Source organism: Nocardia tenerifensis NBRC 101015 (genome assembly GCF_000308715.1).
Lineage (GTDB): Bacteria > Actinomycetota > Actinomycetes > Mycobacteriales > Mycobacteriaceae > Nocardia > Nocardia tenerifensis.
The window spans coordinates 1-20,921 of sequence record NZ_BAGH01000576.1; the positions used below are offsets into that span (position 1 = coordinate 1).

Consider the following 20,921-nt stretch of genomic DNA (forward strand, 5'->3'; position numbering starts at 1 on the left):
CGCGGCACGTCGGGCGCGCCGCCCGCGCGCGACCTCCGTCGCGAGCGCGTCGAGCGGCTGCGCGAACTGCGCGAGTTGGTCGACCAGCCCCGCCAGCCACAGCTGCGCGGCGTCGAGCCCCGCCGCGTCGAGGGTGTAGACGCGGCGCGTGCCCTCGGCGCGCACGCGCACCAGCCCGGCGTCGCGCAGCACCTTGAGGTGCTGGGACACGCCGGGCTGGGAGATGCGCGTGTGCTCCTGTACGGCGGCGACCACGGTGCCCGCGGGCTGCTCGCCGGCCGCCACCAGCTCGAGGATGTAGCGGCGAACCGGGTCGCCGAGCGCCTCGAAGATCTTCTCCGGAGAACGTCTCATCAGGACTGCGCGTCGTCCTCGGGCCCGGCGGTGTAGAACTCGACCGTGCGCTGCCCGGCGGCCCGCGCGGCGTCCGCGTCGTCGCCGTCGCGGATGGCCGCCTCCGCCCAGTCGCGGGCCGCCACCCGGACGAACTCGGTGCCCTCGGGCGTCATCGGAAAGGCTTGTCCCTCTTCCGGATCGACCTGCTCACCGCTCGCCAGATGCAGGCCGAGGGCCATCAGCGCGAGGTCCCAGCCGACGCCGACCGCGCCGGGGCCGTACTGGTCCCAGAACTCGGGCGCGACCGGCATCTCGTGGGTCAACTCCAGCACGGTGCCCGCACCGTCGGCGCTCAGGCCGATCGCGAGCCACGAAACCTGCGGCCCCATCTCCCAGGTCACCGCGAACCGCCGCGGCTCCTCGCACTCCTCCACTACTCCCCCGGCATTGCCCTCGGCCTGATAGCGGCCGCCGACCTTCAGCTCGCCGCTGACCGGAAGGAACCAGCGCGGAATCCGCTCGGCATTGGTCAGCGCGTCCCAGAGATCGGCCTGATCGGTGGCGTAGGTGCGGCGGGCGACGGCGATCCGGGTCGGGCCGCCGTCCCGGGAGCCGGTGCGGACCTCGCGGACGACGAGCCCCGCGACGGTCGCGGGATCGGTGAGCATGGGCATAGCATCCTCCTTCTATAAGTTTTGACTTATGTTAGCGGACGACTCCGGTGTACGCACGTCGTTGTGATCGATCACAGCTCCCCATCGGCCTCGGCCTCCTCTTCTCACAAATCGGCTGGTAAGAGCCGCAGACGGCAACGTCACAGTTAGTGTGAACCTGCTACATAGCTATTGCTGACAAAGGAGTTGTCATGGCTGTCGACAGCCCGATCCGGCCGAATCTGACGATCTCCGGGCAACCGATGTCCACGCCATTACGCGACTTCAGAGCGCTCTCCCGGCAAATGGTCGGTCACTTCGTCGAGAACGTGGTCCCCTGCGGGACCCTGCCCGGTGAGGCGATCTACGGTGACGTCACCACCATCACCCGAGTATGCCTGGAACTCGCCGCGAGCATGCTGGACGGGCACAATATCCCGGCCAAGGTCGAGCAGCTCGAGGAGGCCGCCGCGGGCTGGGCGCGCGAGGGCGTGCCGATCGACGCGATTCACGACGCGATCCACGCCGGCTTCCAGATGGGCATGGACCTCATCGTGTCGAAGCTGACCGTCAAGGACCTCGACAACTACGTCGAGGGCTCCAAGATGAACATCGAGATCCTGCACACGCTGACCTCGGCCATCTCCCGCGCCTACTTCCGGGAGCTGCGCGCGGCGGTCAGCGAGCACCATACCGCGGTCCACACGCTCACCTCGGCCCTGCTGGGCGGGCGGCCGACCTCGACCATGGCGCGCGAGTGCGGCATCGCCATCGCCGAGTCGTATGTCGTTCTGGCCGTGTCGATTCCGCGACACCGCGACGAGCACAACCGGGCCCTCGACACCCAGGTCGTCGCGCGGCGCAAGCTGCGCCGCACCCAGGCCGAGCTCGCGGCGCGCTGCGGCGGCAACGCGCTGTCGCTGCTCAGCATCGACGGCGGAACCATCCTGCTGCCCGCCGACCAGCAGACCGACGAGGAACTCGACGCGCTGATCGAGGGCCTCTCCTCGGCCGCGCAGGTCGGCATCACCGCCACCCTGGTGGAGGCCATTCCGGAGCAGATTCCGCGCGCGGTCGATCAGGCCCACGAACTCCTGGACATGGTGCAGCGCCTGCACTGCGTCACCGGTCTGTACCGGTTCGACGAACTGGCGCTCGAGTATCAGCTCACCCGGCCGGGCCCGGGGCGCGAGTACCTCGGGGCGGTGCTCACTCCCCTCGATGAACACGCCGAACTGCTCGAAACCCTGCAACTGCACATCAGCAACAACCTCAACCGCCAGCGCACCGCCCGCGCGCTGCACGTGCACACCAACACGGTCGACTACCGGCTCAAGCGCATCGGGCAGCTCACCGGTTTCGATCCGTCCCAGCCGTCGGGCCTGTGGTATCTGCGGTCCGCGTTGATCGCGCGCTCGTACCACCCCGCCGACGCGGCCAAACAGGGCCGCAGGCAGGCGGATCAGTCCGGCGGTTCCTGAGTGTCGTCCGGGGTGGTCAGCTCCGGGGCCAGTTCCCGGGTCGCCATCCCGCCCTCACGTCCCTGATCGGTCGGCCCGGGGCGGCCGCCCTTGGGCTCGTCGCGGTCCTCGTCGTCGGTGTCCTTCGTGCGTGGCATTGACAGGCCCCTTTCGTCGTCGCTTCGCAGTACCCCCGCGACGTGCCGGCCAATCGCCCCGCTCACGCCGCTTCGGGCAGCCGCTCCGGTTCCGGTTCGGGTTCAGGGGCGGTCAGCGGAGGCGACGGCTGATCGAAGACGTCCTTGTCGAGGATTCCTTCGCGCTTGGCGACCAGGACGGGAACCACCATCTGCCCCGCGACGTTCGTCGCGGTGCGAATCATGTCCAGAATGGGATCGATGGCGAGCAGGAGTCCGGCGCCGGCCAGCGGCAGGCCGAGGGTGGACAGGGTGAGCGTCAGCATGACGATCGCGCCGGTGAGTCCGGCGGTGGCCGCGGAGCCGACCACGGAGACGAAGGCGATCAGCAGGTAGTCGCGCAGGTCGAGCTGCGTCCCGGTGATCTGCGCGACGAAGATGGCCGCCAGCGCCGGGTATACGGCCGCGCACCCGTCCATCTTCGTCGTCGCGCCGAACGGCACGGCGAACGACGCGTATTCCCTGGGGACGCCGAGCCTTTCGATGACCATGCGCTGCGTCAGCGGCATGGTGCCGATGGAGGAGCGCGACACGAACGCCAATTCGACGGCGGGCCAAGCCTTCGCGTAGAAGCGGACCGGGTTCACCCCGCCGACGACGCGCAGCAGGATCGGGTAGACCACGACGAGCACGATGAGGCAGCTCGCGTAGACGGCGATCGTGAAGGTCGCCAAGGGCCGCAGCAGGTTCCAGCCGTAACTGGCGATCGCCTTGCCGATGAGCCCCGCGGTGCCGATGGGTGCGAGCCGGATCACCCACCACAGCGCCTTCTGCACCAGCTCCAGCACCGACTCGGCCAGTGTGAGAAAGGGTTTGGCGCGCTCGCCCAGTTTCAGCGCGGCGACGCCGAGCACCGCGCCGAGGAACACCAGTTGCAGCACATTGCCGTTGGTGAAGGCGCCGACGACATTGGTCGGGATGATGCCGGTGAGGAAGTCGGTCCAGCCGCCCTTCGAGTCGGGCGTCTTCGCGCCGACCAGGGTCAGCTCGACCCCGCGGCCAGGATTGGTGACCAGGCCGAGCACGATGCCGACCGCGACGGCGATGAGCGCGGTGCCGAGGAACCACAGCAGCGTGCGCCCGGCCAGCCGGGCGGCGTTGGTGACGTGCCGCAGGCCGGCCACGCTCACCAGCACCGCGGTGAAGACCAGCGGGGGCACCGCGAGCTTGAGCAGCTGCACGAAGATGCCGCCGACCTGGGTCAGCGTGCTGGTGAGCCAGGCCGCGCCGGTAGCGCGGGCGATGAAGCCCGCAGCGACGCCGACCAGCAGGCCGAGCAGGATCTGGACGCCGAACGACCAGCGCGCCGGATTCAGGGCACGGCTGCGCGAACTAGGTGAAGACAAGGGAACCATCCAAGACGATCAGGGGATCTGGTGAGCCGGGCGCGCGTCAGCGACACAGCTGCGCGGCCAACCGGCCCAGATCCACGTGCAGCCTGGCGACCAGGTGCACGACCGTCGAGGAGAAGTTCATAAGACCTCAAACGTTAGGCGATTCGTCCGATCATATGTCCATCCGGGTCGGTGTGGAGTGGTATTGCCTGCGTCACAGCCGGTTCCGATCAGCTCGGGCGGCAGAGTGACAGCGGGCCACAGTCGAGCCCGGTCGCGCTCGTCTCCGCACAGGCTCGGCCTCCTTTGCCGCTCGCGCCGACTGTGCCGCCGACGCGCTCACTCGTCGCCGATTCCGCCCGGCCCCAGCGGATCTCGGGACGCCAAAGCCATCGCACGCGCGTGTCAATCGCCGCGAAGTGGGCATTACGGGCGGTGAAGAGATGAGGAATCACCATGAGTATCTTCCGAAGTGCGAACAGATATCGACGACATGATCGGGTCGGCACGGCGCGCGGCGGCCGATGGCGATCCGGATGGGGCCGGCGGGGCGCCGATTACCGCGGCCGCAGGTCCGCTGGCTCGGGCGGGCTGGAGACGGCCGCGCGATTCGGGTTCATCGCCCGCGGCATCGCCTACCTCACGATCGGCATCATCGGGTTCATGCTGGCGATCGGCACCGCCGAGCACGAGCCGGACGGCGGCGGCGCGCTGGCGGCGATCGCGAGCAAGCCACTGGGCTACCTGCTGCTGTGGGTGCTGCTGTTCGGCTTCGCCGCGCTGGTCGTCTGGCGGGTGACCCAGATCGCCGGGGCGCGCCGGACATACTCGGGCGGGCACCGCTTCTACGCCGTCATCTCCGGAATCGTCTACGCCCTAGCCTTTTTGGGCACGTTCCGCTACGTCGTGCACGGCCGGACGCCGAAGCCGAGCGACGCCATCGCGCGCGACCTGACCGCCCGCATTCTCGGCTGGGACGGCGGGCAGGTGGTCGTGATCCTGATCGGCCTGGCCATCATCGCGTTCGGCATCTGGCAGACCGTGCTGGGCCTGAGCCTCGAGTTCGTCGATCACCTGCGCATGGGCTGGATGACCCACGGCTCGCGCGAGGCGGTGATCTGGCTGGGCCGCATCGGCTATGTGGCCAGGGGCGCGATCGTGTTCAGCATCGGCCTCGCCGCCGTGATCGCGGGCCTGAACTACGACCCGGCCGAGGCCGAGGGCATCGACGCCGTGCTGCGCGACTTCGTCGGAAAGCCGTTCGGCCCTTGGCTTCTCATATTGATCTCGCTCGGCCTGATGGCGTTCGGCATCCTGTCGTTCCTCGAGGCCAAGCACCGCAGGACCTACGGCGGCGTCCCGGTCTGACTCTCGGCCGCTGCGTCCACTGCGTGGGCCGGACCCGAAACCTGGGTCCGGCCCACGCTTTTCGTCCGCCCGGGCTACTTCCACGCGCCCGCCGCGGCCGCTTCGCGCGCGTAGTCGGCGAAGTCGATCGGCTCGCGGTCCAGCAGGCGGCGGACCGTGTCGGTGACGACGGCGTTGCGGCCGTCGAGCAGCGTGGCGAAGATGTCGAGCATCGCGGAAACCTCCTCCGCCGGCATACCGAACCCGGCCTCCAGCACGGCGCCGAACTCCGCACCGGAGACCGGGATGTACCGCACGTCCCGCCCGCTGTGCTTCGCGATCGTCTCGACCGCGTCGCCGAAGGTCAGCAGCCGGGGGCCGGTGAGTTCGTAGTTCTGGCCCGCGTGTCCGTCCTCGGTGAGCGCGAGCACCGCGACGTCGGCGAGATCGGCGGAGTCGACGAACGGTTCGAGTACCTGCCCGGCCGGGAAGGCGACGCCGCCCTCGAGCACCATGTCGGTGAAGACACCCTCGTCGAAATTCTGGTTGAACCAGGCCGCCTGCAGCACAGTCCATTCCGCGCCGCTCTCGCGCACCGCCGCCTCGGCGGGCGCGGCCTGCACCTCGCCGCGCGCCGACAGCAGCACCAGCCGCCGCACCCCGCTGGCCACGGCCAGCTCGCTGAACGCCCGAATCGTCTCCGCCGCACGGGGATCCCCGATATCCGGGGTGTACATCACGAACGCCGCCGCGACATCCGCGAGCACCGGCGCCCAAGTGGTCCGGTCCGTCCAGTCGAACGGAACCTCGGCCGATCGGGAGCCGACACGGACCGGAAATCCCTTGGCGGCCAGTCGTTCCGCGACTCGGCGGCCAACCTTGCCGGTGCCGGCGGTGACGAGGATGGTCTGTGCTGCGCTGTGGTTCTTCGTTGTTGTCATGCCCTCAGTCAAGCCGCCTGGGGAGCGGCGGACCATCGACGAAAAGCTCAGCTTCATACGTCAGCGTCTCCGGCATGCCGCGCGCCGGACTGGTCATTCTGCGCAGAATCGCCGATCCGTTCCCCAAAGCCGTCGGATTCCCCAGTTGAACCACAGTGGAATATGGGTACTCCACTGTGCTTCTCTGTGTAGCGAAATGTCCCGGCCGAGGACGCGGAACTATTCGGCAATAAGGAACGCCGACGGCAATCGGCCGACCAGCGAAATCTTTCTCGTCTCCGACACATTGGAGTTCGCTCATTATGAATCGCTTCCCTTTGTTGCGCTCTGCCACGGTCAGAGCCGTTCCGTTGCTGGCGGTGGCGGCGTTGGCCGCGAATGCGGGAACGGCCGCCGCGGCGACGCCGACCGGAATCGGTGACCCCAATTTCCCCAATATCGGCAGCGCGGCATACGATGTCTCCAATTACAGCATCGACCTGAAGTTCGATCCGTCCTCGGGCCGGTTGTCCGGGACGACGACGATCACCGCGAAAGCCAAACAGGACCTCAAGGCGGGGACCGCGATCGGTTTCGACTTCCTCCTGCAGACCCAGTCGGTGCTGATCGAGAACAAGCCGGCCAAATACACCCTCGGCAAGGACAAGCTCGCCGTCACCGTGCCGGTGAACCTGCCGCCGGGCACCGAGTTCACCACCGTGGTGGCCTACAACGACATCCCGTCGCGGGTGCAGAACGCGGCGGGCGCGCGCAACTGGGTCGAGAACGCGGGCGGCGCAATCATTTCCAACGAGCCCTTCTCGGCCGAGTGGTGGTACCCGAGCAACGACCACCCCACCGACAAGGCCACCTACGCGATCTCGGTGCTGGCCCCGGAGGATCGGGACGTGCTCTCCAACGGCGTGGAAACCAGTGTCACGCAGAACATTCCGGGCTGGAAGCGGCACAACTGGCTGAGCAAGGCGCCGCAGATGACCTACGCCACCTTCCTCGCGATCGGCAAATACGAACGGACCGGCCAGAACAGTGGCACCCCGGCCAGGCCGAACCTGAACGCCTACGCCACCGACCTCGACCCGACCATCCGCGCCAACGCCAAGGCCAGCATCGAGCGGACCCCGGAGATCGTCGACTGGCTGGCGAGCACGCTCACGCCGTACCCGTACGAGGCCACCGGCGGCGTGGTGGACGCGCGGATGGGCGGCTTCGCGCTGGAGACGCAGACCAGGCCCACCTACACCGACGGGTTCTTCCGGCGCGGCAAGAACGACTCGGTGGTGGTGCACGAGAACGCCCACCAGTGGTTCGGCGACTCGGTCTCGGTGGCCACCTGGAAGGACGGCTGGCTCAACGAAGGCTGGGCCAGTTACCTGGAGTACCTGTGGTCGGAGAAGAACGGCACGGGCACGGCGGCGGAGATCGCCGACTACGCCTACGCGACCTCGACCCGGATCAACTGGAATGTCGTGCTGACCGATCCGGGGCCGGCCGACGTCTTGCCCGCGGAGTTGTATACCCGAGGCGCACTGGCCATTCAGGCCCTGCGCAGCGCGATCAACGACGACGACGTGTTCTTCCGGCTGATTCGGGAGTGGCTGACCAAGTACCAGTACAGCAACGCCAAGATCGCGGACTTCATCGACATGGCCAACGCCGTGACGGGCCGCAGCACGAACGCGTTGTTCAAGACCTGGCTGACCGACAAGGGCAAGCCCGCCTACAAGCCGACCGACGCGACCTTCGACAACGCGAAGCGCGCACCCCGGTCGACCTCTCCGGCGCCGGCGAAGCCGAAGGTCTGGGATGACCTCTACGCCACGGTGACGCAGAAGCAGTAAGCGTCGAAACAGGCCGGGCCCGTGGACAACACGGGCCCGGTTCGCTGTGTGCGGCGCTACGCCCCTGCCGATCCCGAGGTGCTGCCTGGCGCGCCGAGCACCGTGTTGAGCAGTTGCCCCAGCAGCTCCCCGGCGAGGCGCAGCTGCGCCTCGGCCACCGGAAGGAATCGCCGGGTGTACTCGTCGCCGATGGTGGCCGAGTCCGGGTAGAAGCCCGGGCTGTCCACGATTCGGCAGCTGTCCTGCGCCCATTGGACCGGGTCGGTATCCGGTTGGGCCGGCGGGATATTCGGCGCGGGCAGGGCCAGCAGGCGCTGGACCTCCTCGGCGTCGCTCGCGTGGCGGGTGTCGAGCATGCGGCTGTCCCACACCGCGTGCAGGTTGGTGGGGCGGCCCAGGTAGTCGACCTTGATCTCGTTGCCGCCGCGATCACGGGCGTACCCGGCGTGCAGCGGCTGGTTGATGTCGCCGACGAAATGAACGACGAACTTCAGGGCCTGACGCCGGTCCGGCACCGGGCGGGCATGGTCGGCGAGGATCGCGGTCTGCCGCCGCAGGGCCTCGACGACGTTTTGGCCGTCGTTGCCGTTCACGGCGGCGTCGTACACGCACCCGTTCTCGCCGATATTGACGTAGTGCCACGGCGCGGAGATCTTCCCGAGGTCGGGGTCGGTGTTGCGGATCTCGTCCGCCCAGTTGGCCACCCCGGCCAGCGTGGGGTTCGGCTCGCCCGCGAGCAGGCGGGCGACCTCGTCCCGCGCCGCGGCGTTCAGCCGCAGGTCGGCGATGGCGCCGGCGACGTCGTGGCCCTGCGGCCCCCAGGCATTGGCCGCGGGCGCCCCGGAGAACACGAGGGCGGCCACCGCGCACGCCCCGACTATCGCAGCTCTACCTCGCATGAGCACAACTTCCTTCCGAGTAGCTCGGCGCGGCCCGCGATCCACCGCAGCGGACCGAGTCATGGTTCCACTCTTGCCCATTCGATTATCGACGACGGGTGGCATAGGCCGAACAAACTCCGGACTAAATCTTCGTGCATCTCGCATCTCCCTTGCGATCGAGCCGAGTCGGCGGAAAGTCGGTCGCCGGGTAGATGCTGACCGTCGCCGACCGCCGTAGCGTCCAGAGACGAACCCGCCACCGGCGGGCCGTCGCACGCCGAGAGCGTCGCGAACTCTCCACTGCCTGTGAGGTTTTCATGCGTCTTTTCCGACCCGGTCGTTGCGCGGCCGCAGCCGTCCTCGCGATGCTGACGGGTTGCGGTCCGGCACCGGGCGAGCCGCCCACTGGGACGCAGAACAAATTCCACGACCAATCAATCACCTGGCATGACTGCCGGACCGACCCCGCGGACGAGATCGGCGAGCGCTTGGCCGCGGCGAACGCCCGGTGCGGCGAGTTCCGCGCGCCGCTGAATTACGCCGACCCCGCGGGACAGACGATCACGATCGCAATCGCCCGTCGTCCCGCGACCGATCCCGCGCGTCGGGTGGGCACCCTGTTCGTGCAGACCGGCGGCCCGGGCCCGTCCCGCGACGGGGTGACGATGATTCTCGACGGCCCCGAGGGCGGCCATGCCGCGCCCGCGCTCGCCGAACGCTACGACCTGGTCGGGATGGACCCGCGCTTCTTCGGGGCGAGCACACCGCTCGAATGCGACTGGCCGACGGCCACTTACCTCGGCGTCGCCCAGTCCGCGCCGGCGAACCGCGCCGACTTCGACCGCACCGTCGACGCGTCCCGCACGCTGGCGTCGCATTGCGCGCCGCACCGAACGTCGCTGCCGCACGCGTCCACCAGGGCCGTCGCTCGCGACATGGATTTGCTGCGCGTGCTGCTCGGCGAATCGAAGGTGTCATATATCGGCTGGTCCTGGGGAACGTATCTCGGCGCGGTGTACCTGCGAATGTTCGGCGAGCACGTCGACCGGATCGTGCTCGACAGCGTGCTCGATCCCCGCGCCCCCGGCCCCGACCTCACCCGCGAAACCGCGGCGGCCGACGCGGCGGCGTTGGCGGACTGGGCGCGCTGGACGGCGGGCAACGACGCCGAATTCGGTTTGGGGGCAACTCGAGACGAGGTACTCGACACCGTCGACGACATCGTGCGCGCGGCCGCGGCGCGGCCCATACCGCTCGGCGGCCTGCCGATCACCGCCGACCTGATCCCGGGACTGCTACTCACGGTGGACGATTCGGACGCGTCCTACGCCGAGCTCAGCCGTCAGGTGCGTCTGCTGCGCGACGCGGCCGACGGCACCGAGGTGGCTCCGACGCCGGTCCTGGCGCGAAAGCTGGCGTTGTACACCGACACCACGACAACCCCCGAATTGGGTTTCAGCGCAACGGTCGCCAACCAGTGCGCCGATCGGCCCGCGCGCGGTGTCGAGGAGTATTACGCCGACATCCAGGCGCATCGGGACGCCGAACCGCTCTTCGGCGCGCTGGCCCGCCACCTCTCGCCGTGCGCGGTGTGGCCGACGGAACCGAGCGAGCCCGCCACGGAGGTCGGCAACCCGCACCCGGCGCTGCTCATCGGAGCCGCAGGCGATCCGGTCGCGCCGCTGGCAGGCCAGCGGGCACTGCGTCAGGCGCTGACCGGTTCCCGGTCCATCACCGTCGCGGACAAGTTCAGGCACGGCGTGTATCTGTTCGAAGCCAACGCGTGCGTCGATACCGCGGTCGAGCGCTACCTGGTGGACGGCTCCCTGCCCGCCGACGCGACCTGCGAACCGGATCAGCCGTACGGCCCCGTCTCGAAGGCCGGATGGGACTTCGAGACAAAGCCTATCGAGCGCCGGGCCTGCGCAGCCCGGCCTCATGGGCAAGGATGACCGCCTGCACCCGATCGCGCACGCCGAGCTTCGCGAGGATATGGCGCACATGGGTTTTCACGGTGCCCTCGCCCACCGACAACGCGGCCGCGATCTCCGCGTTGGACAGCCCGCCCGCCAGCACCCGCAGCACCGCGGTCTCCCGCTCGGTCAGCGTGGCCACCCGACGCCGCGCGGCCGGGTCGATCGGCGGCGCGAGCCGATCGAGCAGGCGTCGCGTCGTCGAGGCCGCCAGCACCGCGTCGCCGGCGTGCACGTGCCGCACCGCGGACAAGAACTCCTCCGCCGGTGCGTCTTTGAGCAGAAATCCGCTCGCGCCGGCCCGCACGGCGGCCATCGCGTAGTCGTCGAGGTCGTAGGTCGTGAGCACCAAGACCTTCGGCGGCCGGTCGAGCGCCAGTATCCGCCGGGTCGCCTCTATGCCGTCGACCCTCGGCATGCGCACGTCCATCACGACCACGTCCGGCCTGGCGCGCACTGCCGCGGCGACCGCGGCCTCGCCGTCGCCCGCCTCCCCGACGACGCGCAGGTCCGGCTGCGAATCCACGACCATCCGAAAAACCGGCTCGTACCAACGCCTGATCCTCGACGAGCAGCACCTCGATCATCGGCTACGCCTCGGTCCGCAGCGGAATGCGCGCCGCCAGCACGTGACCGCGCCCGCCGGGACGCGGCCGCAGCTCGATCTCGCCGCCGTAGGCGCCGACCCGCTCGCGCATGCCGATCAGGCCGTAACCGTCGCGACCGTGAGCGCGCGCGGCTCGGCCGTCGTCGCCGACGCTCACCCGCAGCCAGCGGTCCTCCTGCCGCACCGAGACTTCCGCGCCGGCACCGGATCCGGCGTGCTTGACGATGTTCGTCAATCCCTCCTGCACGATCCGGTACACGACGAGCCCCACGCCCGAGTCGGGCAGCCCGGCGGGCAGGTCGACCTCCAGCCGCACCGGTAAGCCCGCGCCGCGCACATCGTCGACCAGTCGCGTGAGATCGGCGATATCGAGGCGCCGCGCCGGCTCGGCGTCCTCCCGCAGCACCCCAATCGCGCGACGGGTCTCGGCCAGGGCCCGCCTGCCGTGCTCGCCGACGGCCGTCAGCGCGTCGATCGCGACCTGGGGATCGGTGCGCGCGCCGTAGCGGCCGCCGTCGGACTGCGCGACGATCACCGCGAGGGAGTGCGCGAGAATGTCGTGGATATCGCGCGCGATCCTGGTCCGCTCGGACAGCACCGCCAGGCGCGTCCGCTCGTCGCGCGCTCGCTCGAGCAGCGCCGCGTGCGCGGCGAGGGCCTGGAACTCGCCGCGCCGCGCCCGCTGCCACGCGCCGCCCAGCCAGGCCGCGAGCACCGTGCTGCCGAGAAAACCGCCGACCAGCACGTGGGCCAGCGCGGGCATCGGCAGCTGCGGCCAGCTCCAGCCGCCGAGCACGGCGCCGGCCGAACCCGCCAGCAGCCCGCCCCTGCTCCAGGACCGGGTGCTGTGCGCGGCCAGGGTGTACACCACGATCGGCACCGCGATATCGGCGGGCAGCGCGCCGATCGAGTCGCGCACCAGGCCCCACTGCGCGAGGGCCGCGGCGGCCACCAGCACCGCCACTGCTTCCGGGTGCCGCCGCCGGAATGCCAAGGGCAGCAACAGGAGCACCGACAGGGTGAAGTGAACGGCGTCCGCGCCGACCAGCACCCCGCACAGCACACACGCCAGGATCAGCAGCCCCGCCGTGCCCACGTCGACCAGCGGCGCGCGCCGGCGCAACCAGAACACCACCCGCTCGTCGACCACCCGATCACCCTAGATCGACGGGCAGACCGATACCTCTGCCCTATGAATGACACACGCCTGCGCGACATCCGACCTTCGGCATACTTTTGTGAAAAGCACTCGTCCAGTCCGATTAGGGGCCGGTCGGCGGCCCGGAACCGGGTTTGCTCCGAATCTCGTTCGTGCCCTGCGCGTTTCGCCTGAACAGGGCAAACGTGCGGGTCGGGCGGCGCGCGGCCGCCGCTCGCGCCGATTTGCCGCGCCGAGGCTCACCGCTGCACTCTCGAGTGCAAGTTCGGTTGTTCTCACACGAACGGGCGATACCATCGGGGTAGGCACGGTGTGGTTCCTCACAGGAACGTGACTGCACCGCCGTTGGTCTTCGAGAAGCGGAGTAGAGGTCATGGTCGCGGAACCGGTCCGGATCAGGGGTATCGACTCACGGGTCGCGGAGCGCGGTCCGACGGCACTGCGCATCGCGGTCGGCGGTCAATTGCGCAAGCTCCGCGAGGACAGACACATCACCCCGCTGGAGGCGGGCGAGCACATCCGCGGCTCGCACGCGAAGATCAGCCGGCTCGAACTCGGCCGCACCGGTTACAAGGATCGCGACATCCTGGATCTGCTGACCCTCTACGGCGTCACCGAGCCGGAGGAGCGCGAGCTGTTCCTCGAACTGGCCCGCAAGGCCAACCAGCCCGGCTGGTGGCATCGCTACAACGACCTGCTGCCACCCTGGTTCGAGACCTACCTCGGCCTGGAGGGCGCGGCGCAGACGATCAGAACCTTCGAGGGCCAACTGATTCCGGGCCTGCTGCAGACCGAGGACTACACCCACGCCGTCATCGAGGTCAGCCACCAGAACGCCGAGGCGACACGGCGGGTCGAGCTGCGCACGAAGCGCCAGGAGATCCTCGACGTGCCGGGCGGTCCCCGGCTGTGGGCGGTGCTGGACGAGGCGGTGCTGCATCGGCCGATCGGCGGCCGGAGGGTGCTGCGCGAGCAGATCGAGCACCTGATCGTCATGTCGGAGAAGCCGGGCGTGACCATCCAGGTGCTGCCGTACGCCGCGGGCGGCCACGCGGCGGCGGGCAGTTCGTTCACCATGCTGCGCTTCGCCGAGCGCGAACTGCCCGACATCGTCTACCTCGAGCAGCTGACCAGCTCGCTCTACCTGGATCGCAAGGAAGATCTCCAGCTCTACCGCGAGGTGATGGACAAGGTCGCCGTTCAGGCCGCGACTCCGGAGCGCTCCCGCACCCTGCTCGCCGAAGCGGCCGCGCAGCTCTGACCGATCAGGAGGCGACTCGGTCGGCCCACGTCGGCGGTAAGGCCTGACTGGAGACGTCGGCGATCTCGGCCAGCCTGCCGCGCCCGACGCCCAAGCGGCTCAACTGGATAAGGCCCTGGGCCACCACCACGATGTTCGCGCTCTGCGCCGACAGGGCGGCCTCGTCGATCTCGCCGGCGAGCCGCGCGGCGGGGCGCAGCCGGTCGGCGACGCCGCGCTCCATGTCGGCGGTGGTCCGCGCGCCGATGCCGGCCACCTCGGGCATCCGGCCGCTCAGCTGCGCGATGCTGTTGAGCATGAGGCAGCCGCGCCGATCCGGTTGTGCCGCACAGTCATCGATGACCGCCTGGAACAGCGCGCGCACCGCGGCCCGCGCCGAGCCGGGCGCCGACCCGACGACCGTGCGCACGAACCGCGCACGCCGCTCGCAGTACCGCTCGAACGCCGCCAGGAACAGACCCTGTTTACTGCCGTAGGCCGCGTAGACGCTGCCGTTGCCGACACCGGTCACGCGCGAGATGTCCTCGACGGACGTGTCATCGAAACCGCGCGACCAGAACAACTCGGTCGCGGCGTCGAGCAGGCCCGATTCGTCGAACTGTCGTGGCCGTCCCATGACCTCACCGTACCAATCGGTGTGCGATATGCCCCACACCGCTTGTTCTGGAGGCGCGCCTCCATAACAATGGTTGACATGGCCCCTAACCCCACCGAGCCGACCCGTCGACGGGTCGGCATTCTGGTCTTCGACGGCGTGAAGATGCTCGACTTCGTCGGTCCGGCCGAGGTTTTCATAGAGGCCAATCAGACGGTCCCCGGCTACGAGGTGATCTTGATCTCGCCCGACGGGCAGGCCGTGCAGACCTCGATCGGCGCGCGCATCGAGGTCGGCGCCGCGGCCGCCGACGCGGGCCGCTTCGACACCGTGGTGATCCCGGGCAGCGAGCTGGCGCCGGCGAAGTTCGTCACCCCCGAGCTGATCACCGCCGCCCGGCACCTGTCCTGGCACACGCGAAGGCTGGCCTCGATCTGCAGCGGCGCGTTCGTCCTCGCCGAGCTCGGCCTGTTCGAGGGCAGGCGCGCGACCACGCACTGGAAGTACACCGCGGACCTGGCCCGCCGCTACCCGACGGTGGCGGTCGATCCGGACGCGATCTTCGTGCGCGACGGAAACCTGTACAGCTCGGCCGGTGTCGCGGCCGGCGTCGACCTCGCGCTCGCGCTGGTCGAGGAGGACTACGGCGCCGACGCGGCACGCCGTGTCGCGCAGTTGCTCGTGGTCTACATGCAGCGCGCGGGCGGGCAGTCGCAGTTCTCGGCGTCGCTGAGCGGGCCGGTCCCGCGCAGCCCGCTGGTGCGCAAGGTGGTCGATCTGATCTGTGCGGACCCCGCGTTCCCGCACACGGTGCAGACGCTGGCCGCGCACGCCATGGTCAGCGTCCGGCATCTGACCCGGCTGTTCCGCGCCGAGCTGGAACGCTCCCCCGCCGAGTACGTCGCGTTCATTCGCTTCGGAGTCGCCAGGGATCTGCTGCACGCGGGCCACAGTGTCACCGAGGCCGCCATGGCGGCGGGCTACGGTAGCAGCGAGGCACTGCGGCGCGCGTTCGTGGCCAGGCTCGGCATCTCACCCCGCAAGTATCAGCAGCGCTTTCGCTCCACCGGATCGGCGGCCGCGTTCGAGCCCCTGACCGCCGCCGTGTCCTGATCCGGCGTTTTCGCGGCCCGTGCGGAGGGGCGCGACGAGGGTTGCTCATCGGAAACTGAGTGCGGCACAACGCCATCCCCCCGGGATCGAAAGGAACTTCATGGGATCCGAGACAACCGTCGTTCTCGTACACGGCGCGTTCGCCGACGCCGCCAGCTGGGGCCCGGTCACCGAACGGCTGCTCGCCGCGGGGCACCGGGTGGTGGCCCCGCCGGTGTTCAACCGCAGCTTGTCCGAGGACGCGGCCTACATCCGGTCTTTCGTCGAGCAGATCGAGGGGCCGGTCCTGCTGGCCGGCCACTCCTACGGCGGCGCGGTCATCACGGTCGCCGGTGTCGCCGACAATGTCGTCGGGCTGGTGTTCGTCTCGGGTTATGTGCTGGAGGTCGGCGAGAGTCTCGGCCAGTTGCAGGGCGGATTCCCGGACTCCGATCTGGCCGCCAACCTCGTCTACGCGCCGTACCCGATCGCGGGTGGCGAGCCGGGCACCGACGTCTCGGTCGACATCGATGCCTTCCCCGAGGTGTTCGCGGCGGGGCTGGACAAGACGAAGGCGCGGGTGCTCGCCGTTTCCCAACGGCCGCTGTCGGCGGTCGCGTTCGGCGAGGCCGCGACCGCGGCGGCCTGGAAGACCAAGCCGGGCTGGGGCATCGTCTCCAGCGCCGACCGCACCATCAATCCCGAGGTCGAACGCTTCGGCTATCAGCGTGCGGGCCTGCGCTCGGTCGTCGAGATCGACGCGCCGCACCTGGTGATGCAGACCAACCCCGACGAGGTCGCCGCGGTCATCACCGGCGCACTCGCCGAGCTGGGCTGAGCACCGCGGACCACGTCCGCTGAGCTCTCGAAACCAACTGTCCCACACCATCTTTACCTCAACCGAAAGGAATGACGATGACCGGCAACCCCCACGGAATCTCACTGGAGCCCGCCGCGCAGGAGTTCGTCGACGCGACCTCGCAGCCTCCGTTCCTGTACCAGCTCCCGCCGGAGGAGGGCCGCAAGGCGGTGGACTCCGTGCAGGACACGCCGATCTACAAGCCCGACATCGATGAGGAGTGGATCACCGTCGAGGGCGGCCCGACCGGTTCGGTGCGGGCCAGGATCGTCCGGCCCGCGGGCGCCACCGAGACGCTGCCCGTCATCGTCTACACCCACGGCGCCGGCTGGGTTTTCGGCGACGCGCACACCCACGACCGCCTGGTGCGCGACCTCGCCGTCGGCGCGCACGCCGCCGTCGTGTTCCCCGAGTACGACCGCTCGCCGGACGTCCACTACCCGGTCGCGAACGAGCAGTCCTACCGCGTCGCGCAGTGGGTGAGCACCCAGGGCGCGGAGAAGGCGCTCGACCCGTCGCGCATCGCGGTGGCGGGTGACTCGGTCGGCGGCAATATGGCCATCGCGCTGACCCTGATGGCCAAGGAGCGCGGCGACGTGTCGTTCGCGCAGCAGGTGCTGTTCTACCCCGTCACCGACGCCAACTTCGACACCGGCTCCTACGAGCGCTTCGCCGAGGGCTACTTCCTGAGCCGCGAGGGCATGCGGTGGTTCTGGGATCAGTACACGACCAGCGAAGAGGATCGCGCGCAGATCACCGCGTCGCCGCTGCGCGCCACCACCGAGCAGCTGACCGGCCTGCCGCCCGCGCTGGTCATCACGGCCGAGAACGACGTGCTGCGCGACGAGGGCGAGGCGTTCGCCGCCAAGCTGCGGACCGCGGGCGTGCCGGTGATCCAGGCGCGCTACGGCGGCATCATCCACGACTTCGTCATGGTCAACTCGATGCACGACACCTACGCCGCCAAAGCCGCCGTGGCCCAGGCCGTCTCGGTGCTGCGCGCCGCGCTGCACACCGCCTGAACCGAATCCCACCGACCCAGAGGGACATTCATGAGCACCGAAGCAACCACCCCGACGATCGTGCTGGTGCACGGCGCGTTCGCCGACTCCTCCAGCTGGAACGGCGTCGTCGAAACCCTGCGCGCACAGAGTTATTCGGTCGTCGCCGCGGCCAATCCGCTGCGCGGCCTCGACAGCGACGCCGCCTACATCGCGTCGGTCCTCGACGACGTCGACGGCCCGTGCGTGCTGGTCGGCCACTCCTACGGCGGCAGCGTGATCACCGTCGCCGCGGCGGGCAAGTCCACGGTCCGGGCGCTGGTCTACATCGCCGCGTTCATCCCCGCCGAGGGCGAGAGCGCGCTGGAGCTGACCGACAAGTTCCCCGGCTCCACGCTCGGCCCCACCACCCGGCCGGCGAATTACCCGCTCCCGGACGGGACTACGGGCACCGAACTGTACATCCGCCAGGACGAGTTCCCGGCGCAGTTCGCCGGTGACGTCCCCGTCGCCACCGCCGAGCTGATGGCCGCGACCCAGCGTCCGGTCGCGCTGGCCGCGCTGCAGGGCGGGGCGAGCGCGGCGGCGTGGCGCGACATCCCCTCCTACGCGCTGCTCACCACCGAGGACAAGAACATTCCCGTTGCGGCGCAACGGTTCATGGCCGAGCGCGCGTCGGCCCACACCGTCGAGGTGCCCGGCTCGCACGCGGTCAGCGTCGCCATGCCGGGCGTGGTCAGCGACCTGATCGTGCTGGCGGCCTCGAAGTAGACGCCGGAGATCCGGTCACGCCCCATGCTTTTCGGGCGTGACCGGATTCCGGGCGGTCAGCCGATCGCCGCGGTGAGAGCGGCCTGGCCGCCGACCACGGGGAACGACACCTTGCTCGCGGCGAGGTTCACCCCGAAGCCGGGCCCCGGCCTCGGCCGGAGGGTGAACTCGTTGTCACTGGACAACACCACCACGCCCAGCTTGTGCCCGCTCGCGAGCACATAGTCGTGCGGCTGCATGGACACCGTGATCGCGTACTCCTTGCCCGGGGTGATCGGGCTGGTCTTGGCGAGCGAGTCGCGGTTCTGCGGGTCCGTCCAGCCGCGGGTGACGATCCGGGAGCTGCCGTCGGGGGCCCGATCCACCAGCAGCGCGGTCACATTCGCGGCCGGACGCTGGAAGGTCAGCGCGAGCGAGACGTCGACCGCGCCGCTGATCCGCAGCGAGGTCGTGGTGGGCTTGGAGAGGTAGGCCAGCCGGTTCGGTGAGCTCGGCGCGGCGACCAGGTCGGCGGCCGTCTTCGTCGCGTCGTCGTCCAGCGACTCGGTCACCTTGCCCGCGCCGGAGGTGGCGAGCCCGCCGGTGCTACGGCCGCCGGGCTGGAACACCGCGGTCGCGGGGGCCGTGCCCGGGGCGGGCCAGTCCGCCTCGTTCACCCAGGACTTGTCCTCGCGCTGAATGGTGGCCTTGGGTTCGCGGTCGATGCCGTTGTTCTGGCCGAGCAGGTACTTGCTGAACCAGCGGTTCACGGTGCGCAGCCACTCGTCCCTGCGCAGGCCGATCGGGTCGGTGTGGCCCGACTGGTGTAGCCAGATCTTGTGCGGCACACCGGCTTTCTTGATGGCCTCGTACCACTGCGCGACATTCTTGGTCTTGACGTTGAAGTCGTTGAGACCGTGCACGGCCAGCACGGCGGCGTGCACCTTGCTCGCGTCGTCGAGGTAGTTGCGCTCGTTCCAGTACTGCGTGTAATCGCCGGTCACTCGATCCTGGTTCTGCTCCAGCTTGTCGATCACCGGCGTGCAGATGTTGCGGTCGGCCCTGGTGTAGACGTACTTGGCCAGCACGTCGGTGTCCTCGCCCTGATAGGTGCCCGGCGCGACCACCGCGCCCGCGGCCCGGTAGTAGTCGTACCAGTTGCTGATCGCGGCGATGGGCACGATGGCCTCCAGTCCGGGCACGCCGGTGGAGGCGACGGCGTTGGGCAGGGTGCCGTTGTAGGACACGCCCATCATGCCGACCTTGCCGCTGGCCCAGCTCGCCACGACGTTGCGCCCTTGTGCGTCACGGGCTTTCGCGCGTCCGTTGAGCCAGTCGATCGGGGCTCGCGCGCCGATGGTCTCGTTGCGCCCGCCGGAGGTGGGGCACCCGGTGGACGTCCCGGTGCCGAGCGACTCGCCGTACATCACGGCGAAGCCCCGGGCGAGGAAGAAGTCCTCGTACTGCCAGGTGATCTGACCCTTGTCGACGGTGATGCCCGCCGCCCGCAGGTCCTCGGCCACCCGTGCGCGCATCTCGCCCGGCGCCGGGGCCAGGCGTCCCTCGGCGCCGTTGGGCACGTACAGCTCTACGTCGACGTTGTGGTTGGTGACGTCGTTGCCGCCGGCGAAGTACGGGCTCGCCTGATAGACGACCGGCAGCTTGCCGGAGGCCCCGGCCGGGCGCACGACCTGGACGTGCACCTCGTCGTCCCGGCCGTCGCCATCGCTGTCGACGGGGGCGCGCACCCACAGGTCCTGCCGGATCGGCGCGGCCGTGTTGAACACCGGCTGCGCCTCCCCGCCGGAGACGCTCGGCTCGGCAGGCGGCGCGGCCATCGCGGGCGCGCCGGCGAGCATCAGCGCCGCGGCGACGCCGAGCATGGCCAGTCGCGGAAGTCCTCGCACCTCCGTCCAGCCGAGCGTGGCCCGGACCACGCGGGTCCGCGGGCCTCGTCGATCACGCCGGTGTTGTCGCCGTCTGGATGCCATAGCCTTCTCCTTGTCACCGCTCACCACGAGGCACTCCCGTGCGAGGCTCGAAACACTTACTGGCTCAGGGGAATCGCCGAGGGCGGCCCGGCACCGGGCCTCCGATGTGTGGTCACGGCCGGGTGGGCGGGCTCTTCCGCTCGATCGCCGCCTTCATCGCGTCCAGGCCGATCAGGTTGAACTCGCGGCCGAGCGCCCGCATCAGCGAGTTCTCGGTCGGCCGGTACACCCCACGCTTGTAGTAGACCGCGCCCTCATAGGTGCCGACCACGCCGCCGTCCGGGGACGGTTTGCCCAGGTACTGGTACCACTTGGTGTGATTCTGCTGCATCTGCGCGGCGGTGTAGGTCGACGCGTTCACCTCGCGTGGCTCGCGTCCGGTGTAGCGGTCGTTCGGGTAGTCGTACTCGTCGGCCAGGCCGCCGATCGAGTGGCCGAGCTCGTGCAGCACGATCTGCCCGGCCTGGGCGTTGCCGCCGGACGAGGTCGCGACGCCGCCGCCCGCGCCGCCGTACTTGGTGGTGTTGGCCAGCGCGATCACCTGGTCGGCCTCGGGCGCCAGGCGGGCGTACTGCGTGGCCTTGGTCTCGTTGACGCACAGCAGCCGCTCGGTGCCGCCGCACCAGAAGGTCATGTCCAGCGCGGT

General features: G+C 69.6%; 19 protein-coding genes and 1 pseudogene. 9 read left to right on the plus strand and 11 right to left on the minus strand.

What is annotated here, in order from left to right; genetic code table 11:
* A partial coding sequence (locus ON39_RS37940) for an ArsR/SmtB family transcription factor (RefSeq protein ID WP_040741432.1) occupies positions 1–354 on the minus strand: 354 nt, incomplete at its 3' end.
* Positions 354–1,010, minus strand: a complete 657-nt coding sequence (locus ON39_RS37945; protein ID WP_040741416.1) for an SRPBCC family protein — start codon at positions 1,008–1,010, stop codon at positions 354–356. The genes ON39_RS37940 and ON39_RS37945, both read right to left, overlap by 1 nt.
* Before the next feature lie 191 nt (positions 1,011–1,201).
* Between ON39_RS37945 and ON39_RS37950 the strand changes: the two genes are divergently transcribed.
* On the plus strand, positions 1,202–2,470 hold the full coding sequence (locus tag ON39_RS37950; RefSeq protein WP_040741417.1) for a PucR family transcriptional regulator: 1,269 nt from the start codon (positions 1,202–1,204) through the stop codon (positions 2,468–2,470).
* Here ON39_RS37950 and ON39_RS49790 read toward each other — a convergent pair.
* Complete coding sequence (locus ON39_RS49790; protein WP_169335949.1) at positions 2,452–2,607, minus strand: hypothetical protein; 156 nt, start codon at positions 2,605–2,607, stop codon at positions 2,452–2,454. The genes ON39_RS37950 and ON39_RS49790 overlap by 19 nt on opposite strands.
* 62 nt (positions 2,608–2,669) lie before the next feature.
* Positions 2,670–4,001: a dicarboxylate/amino acid:cation symporter gene (locus ON39_RS37955; RefSeq protein WP_051187625.1), complete on the minus strand. Its 1,332-nt coding sequence runs from the start codon at positions 3,999–4,001 to the stop codon at positions 2,670–2,672.
* 435 nt (positions 4,002–4,436) lie between these two features.
* On the opposite strand from ON39_RS37955, the gene ON39_RS37960 reads away from it, so the two are divergent.
* Entirely contained in the window at positions 4,437–5,348 is a 912-nt protein-coding gene (locus ON39_RS37960) for a DUF1206 domain-containing protein (RefSeq protein ID WP_246002659.1), read from the plus strand.
* 74 nt (positions 5,349–5,422) lie between these two features.
* Here the strand turns inward: ON39_RS37960 and ON39_RS37965 are convergent, their stop codons facing one another.
* Positions 5,423–6,268 carry an NAD(P)H-binding protein gene (locus ON39_RS37965; protein ID WP_040741419.1) on the minus strand — a complete coding sequence of 282 codons (846 nt, stop codon included), beginning with the start codon at positions 6,266–6,268 and terminating at the stop codon, positions 5,423–5,425.
* 302 nt (positions 6,269–6,570) lie between these two features.
* Here ON39_RS37965 and ON39_RS37970 point away from each other — a divergent pair, with 302 nt between their 5' ends.
* Positions 6,571–8,106: a M1 family metallopeptidase gene (locus ON39_RS37970; protein WP_040741420.1), complete on the plus strand. Its 1,536-nt coding sequence runs from the start codon at positions 6,571–6,573 to the stop codon at positions 8,104–8,106.
* Between the two features lie 56 nt (positions 8,107–8,162).
* On the opposite strand, the gene ON39_RS37975 is transcribed toward ON39_RS37970, so the two are convergent.
* On the minus strand, positions 8,163–9,005 hold the full coding sequence (locus tag ON39_RS37975; RefSeq protein ID WP_040741436.1) for a S1/P1 nuclease: 843 nt from the start codon (positions 9,003–9,005) through the stop codon (positions 8,163–8,165).
* Between the two features lie 299 nt (positions 9,006–9,304).
* Between ON39_RS37975 and ON39_RS37980 the strand changes: the two genes are divergently transcribed.
* A complete protein-coding gene (locus ON39_RS37980) occupies positions 9,305–10,939 on the plus strand; it encodes an alpha/beta hydrolase (RefSeq protein ID WP_083894940.1) in 1,635 nt (544 codons plus the stop codon).
* Here the strand turns inward: ON39_RS37980 and ON39_RS37985 are convergent.
* Both ON39_RS37985 and ON39_RS37990 read right to left on the minus strand, forming a co-directional pair.
* A pseudogene (locus ON39_RS37985) lies at positions 10,893–11,547 on the minus strand (response regulator). The gene ON39_RS37980 and the pseudogene ON39_RS37985 sit on opposite strands and share 47 nt — an antisense overlap.
* 3 nt (positions 11,548–11,550) lie before the next feature.
* Positions 11,551–12,717, minus strand: coding sequence for a sensor histidine kinase (locus tag ON39_RS37990; RefSeq protein ID WP_040741425.1), 1,167 nt, complete (start codon positions 12,715–12,717; stop codon positions 11,551–11,553).
* Positions 12,718–13,099: 382 nt separating this feature from the next.
* Here ON39_RS37990 and ON39_RS37995 point away from each other — a divergent pair, with 382 nt between their 5' ends.
* Positions 13,100–13,987, plus strand: a complete 888-nt coding sequence (locus ON39_RS37995) for a Sco1979 family transcriptional regulator (protein ID WP_040741427.1) — start codon at positions 13,100–13,102, stop codon at positions 13,985–13,987.
* Between the two features lie 4 nt (positions 13,988–13,991).
* Here ON39_RS37995 and ON39_RS38000 read toward each other — a convergent pair whose 3' ends face one another.
* On the minus strand, positions 13,992–14,603 hold the full coding sequence (locus ON39_RS38000; protein WP_051187627.1) for a TetR/AcrR family transcriptional regulator: 612 nt from the start codon (positions 14,601–14,603) through the stop codon (positions 13,992–13,994).
* A gap of 78 nt (positions 14,604–14,681) precedes the next feature.
* Here ON39_RS38000 and ON39_RS38005 point away from each other — a divergent pair, with 78 nt between their 5' ends.
* From ON39_RS38005 to ON39_RS38020, 4 genes are all read left to right on the plus strand, one after another.
* The gene (locus ON39_RS38005; RefSeq protein WP_040741428.1) at positions 14,682–15,695 is read left to right on the plus strand and encodes a GlxA family transcriptional regulator; all 1,014 of its coding nucleotides are present in this window, start codon (positions 14,682–14,684) and stop codon (positions 15,693–15,695) included.
* A 100-nt stretch (positions 15,696–15,795) separates the two neighbouring features.
* Complete coding sequence (locus tag ON39_RS38010; RefSeq protein WP_040741429.1) at positions 15,796–16,512, plus strand: alpha/beta fold hydrolase; 717 nt, start codon at positions 15,796–15,798, stop codon at positions 16,510–16,512.
* A 77-nt stretch (positions 16,513–16,589) separates the two neighbouring features.
* On the plus strand, positions 16,590–17,555 hold the full coding sequence (locus ON39_RS38015) for an alpha/beta hydrolase (RefSeq protein WP_040741444.1): 966 nt from the start codon (positions 16,590–16,592) through the stop codon (positions 17,553–17,555).
* A gap of 30 nt (positions 17,556–17,585) precedes the next feature.
* Positions 17,586–18,305 carry an alpha/beta fold hydrolase gene (locus ON39_RS38020; RefSeq protein ID WP_040741431.1) on the plus strand — a complete coding sequence of 240 codons (720 nt, stop codon included), beginning with the start codon at positions 17,586–17,588 and terminating at the stop codon, positions 18,303–18,305.
* A 56-nt stretch (positions 18,306–18,361) separates the two neighbouring features.
* Here the strand turns inward: ON39_RS38020 and ON39_RS38025 are convergent, their stop codons facing one another.
* Entirely contained in the window at positions 18,362–20,275 is a 1,914-nt protein-coding gene (locus ON39_RS38025) for a Xaa-Pro dipeptidyl-peptidase (RefSeq protein ID WP_246002661.1), read from the minus strand.
* 112 nt (positions 20,276–20,387) lie between these two features.
* A partial coding sequence (locus ON39_RS38030) for a M64 family metallopeptidase (protein ID WP_040741448.1) occupies positions 20,388–20,921 on the minus strand: 534 nt, incomplete at its 5' end.